General features: G+C 37.6%; 3 protein-coding genes. 1 reads left to right on the top strand and 2 read right to left on the bottom strand.

Annotated elements, in window-relative coordinates; translation table 11 throughout:
• Nucleotides 1-1,982: SusC/RagA family TonB-linked outer membrane protein (locus tag AAC037_RS20025; protein ID WP_339905111.1), on the bottom strand; the 1,982-nt coding region annotated here is incomplete at its 3' end.
• 705 nt (nt 1,983-2,687) lie between these two features.
• On the opposite strand from AAC037_RS20025, the gene AAC037_RS20020 reads away from it, so the two are divergent.
• Nucleotides 2,688-2,936: a hypothetical protein gene (locus AAC037_RS20020; protein ID WP_339905109.1), complete on the top strand. Its 249-nt coding sequence runs from the start codon at nt 2,688-2,690 to the stop codon at nt 2,934-2,936.
• Between the two features lie 124 nt (nt 2,937-3,060).
• Here the strand turns inward: AAC037_RS20020 and AAC037_RS20015 are convergent.
• Nucleotides 3,061-4,724: arylsulfatase (locus AAC037_RS20015; RefSeq protein ID WP_339905107.1), on the bottom strand; the 1,664-nt coding region annotated here is incomplete at its 5' end.

The raw sequence follows: 4,724 nt of genomic DNA, 5'->3' as shown, positions 1-4,724 counted from the left end.
CTACCGGAGCTGATCAATGCCAGGTACTGTAAACCGGGAACATTTTGATTTCCCAAACTTCCCCAACCACCTGTCAGTTTCATATTGGAAATAAATCCTACATTCTTAAAGAATTCTTCTTCGGAGATTCTCCAACCTAAGGAGAATGCCGGAAAGTAACCCCAACGATTACCTGAGGCAAATTTAGATGAACCATCACTTCTAAAAGTGGCTGTTAACAAGTAGCGTTCATCATAATTGTAGGTGGCCCTTCCAAAGTAAGAAGCCAATGCATCGTATGACTTGCCCCCATCAATGCCATTTAATGTCTGCCCAACGCTGAGGAATCTTTGGTCATATGATTCATCCAAGAAATCTCTTTTGCTGGCACTAAAACTATCAGAGTTGAAGGTCTGTGTGGTGTATCCACCTACAAAGTTGATTTTATGGAGCTCGTTGAAGACCTTATCATAAGAAAGGAAGTATTCTGCCAATACAGAATAGTATTCATTGTAGCTTCTGGAAAGTGAATTCTGTGAGGTAGTTCTTATCTGATCATTGACAATGATATTGAAATTATACCCATCACTAATAAAACCATCCAGACCAAAATTAACACGAAACTTCAACCCTTCCATTAGCTCATATTCCGCATTCAGATTTCCTAAAATTTTATGCGTTGTGCTATTATTGTCCTGCGTATCCTGGGTGAAGATCGGATTATTGATATCCCCAAATTCTCCCGATATTTGAGAAGAGCTATAAGAACCATCAGGGTACATTACAGGCAAGCCGGGGTGGAAACGTATCGCGCTCCATAACACTCCTGTTTGCGCAGACAAGGTATTAGGACTTCTTTGGTTGATAGAAACAAGTTGAAGGTTTTGACCAATTTTAAATTTTTCGCTTAGCTTGTGGTCAGAGTTTATTCTGAAACTCAAACGTCTGAAATCAGAATTGGTAATCATTCCTTCCTCTTTAAAGTATCCTCCGGCCATCATAAATGAGGAGTTGTTGTTCCCCCCTCTAAGGGTAAGGTCCACATTCTGGGTAGAACCTTGTCCCAGCAATTCTTTTTGCCAGTCAGTCATTTGTGTTTGATAAGCGGGATCTTCCCAGATTGGGTTGATTGCTAAGCCATCATTGGTATACCTTTCTCTTTTTAAGGTGGCTAAAGTAGGAGCATCGAGCACATCAATGGTTTTAATGGCATTTGAAACACCCATATAACCATTCACTTCTACTTTTAAGGGTTGGTTGAAATCTCCTCTTTTGGTGGTCACAATCACCACACCATTCGCAGCTCGCGTACCGTATATGGCAGAAGCTGATGCATCCTTTAATATCTCAATGGATTCAATATTATTAGGATTTACATCATTTAAATTACCCCCGGGTACTCCATCAATAATGATTAAGGGATCAGCATTATTTAAAGTGCCTGTTCCTCTAATCCTTATCGATCCTTGATTTCCCGGTGCTCCGCCATTTCTCACGATATTGACGCCGGCAGCCCTTCCTTGAAGCGCTTGGGCTGCACCCGAAACAGGTAAATTCTCTAGATTGTCTCCTTTTATAGAAGAAACTGCCCCGGTAACATCTCGTTTTTCCTGTGTACCATATCCCACAACAAGGACTTCATTCAAGGAAGATTCTTCCTGAACCATTTGTATATTGAGAAAGCTCTCATTTCCAATAGTTAAGGTTTGCGTTTCGTACCCGATAAAGGAAATTATTAAGGTTCCATTTTCGGGAACTTCTAAGGCAAAGTTTCCATCAATATCAGAAACCGTCCCTTGGGTGGTTCCTTCAATGGTAATCGTCGCACCGGGCAGTGGTTCTCCGGTTTCATCAACAATCTTACCTTTAATAGCTGCCAGCCGAAATATTTCAGGGGAGGCTGCATTCGCCATGACCGGCTGAATTAAAAGCAAAAGTGTGAAGAGCTGAAAAACCAACCCAATTCCTCGGTGGTTTTTCTTTTTTAGAATAGTTTTTCTCATAGGGTGTTCATTAAGCGTTGTATTGAATTGATTAATTATAACGTTTTATTGATAAATGAATTCGTAAAAAAAACTTATTACAAACTATGTTTTTACTACCTTAAATAAAATTTAATTTTAAGATAATTATTATTTCCAAATAACCCTATTCTCCCCATGAGCAACCTAACCTTTAACAATGTTCAGGTAATTTTTCCCAGACCTTAATTAAAAAAAGCTGCAATAAAACTAAGCATACCTTTTAAAAACAAAATGGATTAAAATTTTAATTAGGAATTATAAAACTATATTTTCGTAAATGTACAATTATCTCTATTTTATTTGTTAAAATAATATTAATAAAACATTATTTAAAAATCATTTAAACCGATTAAAATTTTATCAAAACATAAAAATAATTAAATTAATTCTTATTTAATTCAAATTAAAATATAACTAAAGCATTTCGATTTCAAAAATTAAAATAATTTTCTAAGGCATGTTCAAAAACTATAAGCAATTTCAGATCACTATACCTGTTCACTGGAATTTTGTCAAACAGTAAAATATCATTTTACAAAATTCCAAGGTTGAATAAGCTAAGCCTCAATTACATACCAAGCTATTTTTAAACAATCTAAATTTAAATACCTGATAATCAACTATTTAAATTCATTCTATCCGAATCAAATTGTAGTTTTGTTTCATAACTAAAACCAAAACATTATGTCTATTAGATTAGCGAGTAACTGCAGTAATTGTGAGAATTTGAGTTCAAATGGCGTATGTAAAGTTCATGGTGTAAAAGTCAACGATAGCTACACATGTGACACCTTCCAAATGAAGGCGGCATTAAAAGATAACAGAAATTGTGATTCTTGTCTAAAGTATGAAACAGCAGATTGTGCCAACCCGCAAAAAGCGGCTCCGGGAATGCTATGTTCTCATTGGGCACCTCAAAATGCCAATGCATAATATTTTAATATTGGATATAAAAAAAGGTCAGCAGTGTTATGCTGACCTTTTCTATTAATTGATTCATTGGGTTGCGAGGTAAAATGGAAATAGTAGTGCTTTAAAATACAACACCTTCTCTATGCTAATCTATTCTCTCAAATTCCACCCATAAAGGAAAAATGCTTTTTCCTCCACTCATAAAATGTGGCGTCACACTTCCTTTATAAGCCTTTAAGGAAACATTTTTAAGTTCAATGATATCAGTGGGCATGTCCCTAATATGGGTTTGAATAATTTGCGTATTGGTTTCCAACATCACTTTCCCTGGCTTCTCCAAAGGTTTAATAAACTTGTACCGGATATTGTACATTCCCTCTAGTATTTGAACATTCCAATAACCGTAGACTTCTTCCTGGGTCCATATACCTCTTTGCCCGGAAGCATCATTTCGATTCAGTACAAGTGGATTTTCATGGGAAGTTCCTATGATAGGTCGTTGCTCTTCCTTAAGGTTGGGAGAAGCGGTTAACTCCTCTACCAATTGATCCATGCTTTCTTTTAATTCTTCAGCTTTTTCTTGCTCTTGTTCAACTAGGTTCTCAAGTTCATAAGGGTCTTTTTCCAGATGAAACAACTCGAAATCTTTAGGTTTAGCATCAAATCCGGTATTGCCTACCAATTTATAAGGCCCTTGCTGAATGGCTACATTGTCATACAATTCCGGTAATTTTCGTGTCCAATAGAAAAACAAAGGGCTTTGCTCAAAGCCTGTTTCAGATTTTCCCTCTCCTTTCAAAATTCCTGCAAAACTTTGCCCATCAATCCTCCTGTCTTCCGGTAATTTTGCCTGACAAAGCTCCGCCAATGTTGGCATCACATCAATATGTGCCAAGGTAGTATTTACTTCTTTATTGGTTGCAAGAACTTTAGGGTATTTGATCAGAAAAGGCACCCTTACGCCACCACGGTAAACGCTCCCCTTCCTACCTCTAAGTCCTCCCACATACCTGGACTGCTGCGGTCCATTGTCTGTCATAAAGACAAAAATGGTATTTTCAGCAATATCTAATTCTTCCAGTTTCTGCATTAATTTCCCAATATTGTCATCAATATTGGAGACCATGGCATATACTTTTCTTGCATCTTCTTTGTCTTTTTCGCTCATCTTAGGAAATGGCATGTTTTGATTTTCAAAACCTGAAGAGGGGTCTATGTCTTTGTATTTTTCATAATATTTATCCGGCACCTGCAAAGGAGTATGTGGTGCATTGAATGACAAATACAAAAAAAATGGTTGATCCTTACTTTGCTTTTCAACAAAGTGAATGGCCTCATCAGTAAATATATCCGAACAGTAACCCAGAAAAGATTTTTGTTTACCATTGTACCAGAGGGTTGGGTCAAAATAACTACGGTCCATTTTAAAATAAGTCGTAAAATCACCGGGCTGTCCCATTCCACCTGACAAGTGAATCAATGATTCATCGAAACCCTGATCTCCGGGTCGAAAAGGGTAATTGTCACCCAAATGCCATTTTCCAAAAACACCCGTTGCATAGCCTGCCTCTTTAAGCATTTCTGCCAGAGTAACTTCCTCCGTAGCCATGGTGGCTCCCCCATTATACGTATCTCTCACACCCGTACGAAGAGAATACCTTCCAGTCATTAAACTGGATCTGGTAGGAGCACATACCGGAGAAACATAAAAATTATTCAATCGAATGCTTCCTTCTGCCAGTTGGTCTAACTGAGGCGTTTGTACATGGGGGTTACCGGTAAAACCAAAGTCTCCATAGCCCTGATCAT

It is taken from the genome of uncultured Cyclobacterium sp. (genome assembly GCF_963976465.1).
Lineage (GTDB): Bacteria > Bacteroidota > Bacteroidia > Cytophagales > Cyclobacteriaceae > Cyclobacterium.
This window is presented reverse-complemented; position numbering and strand designations above follow the sequence as displayed.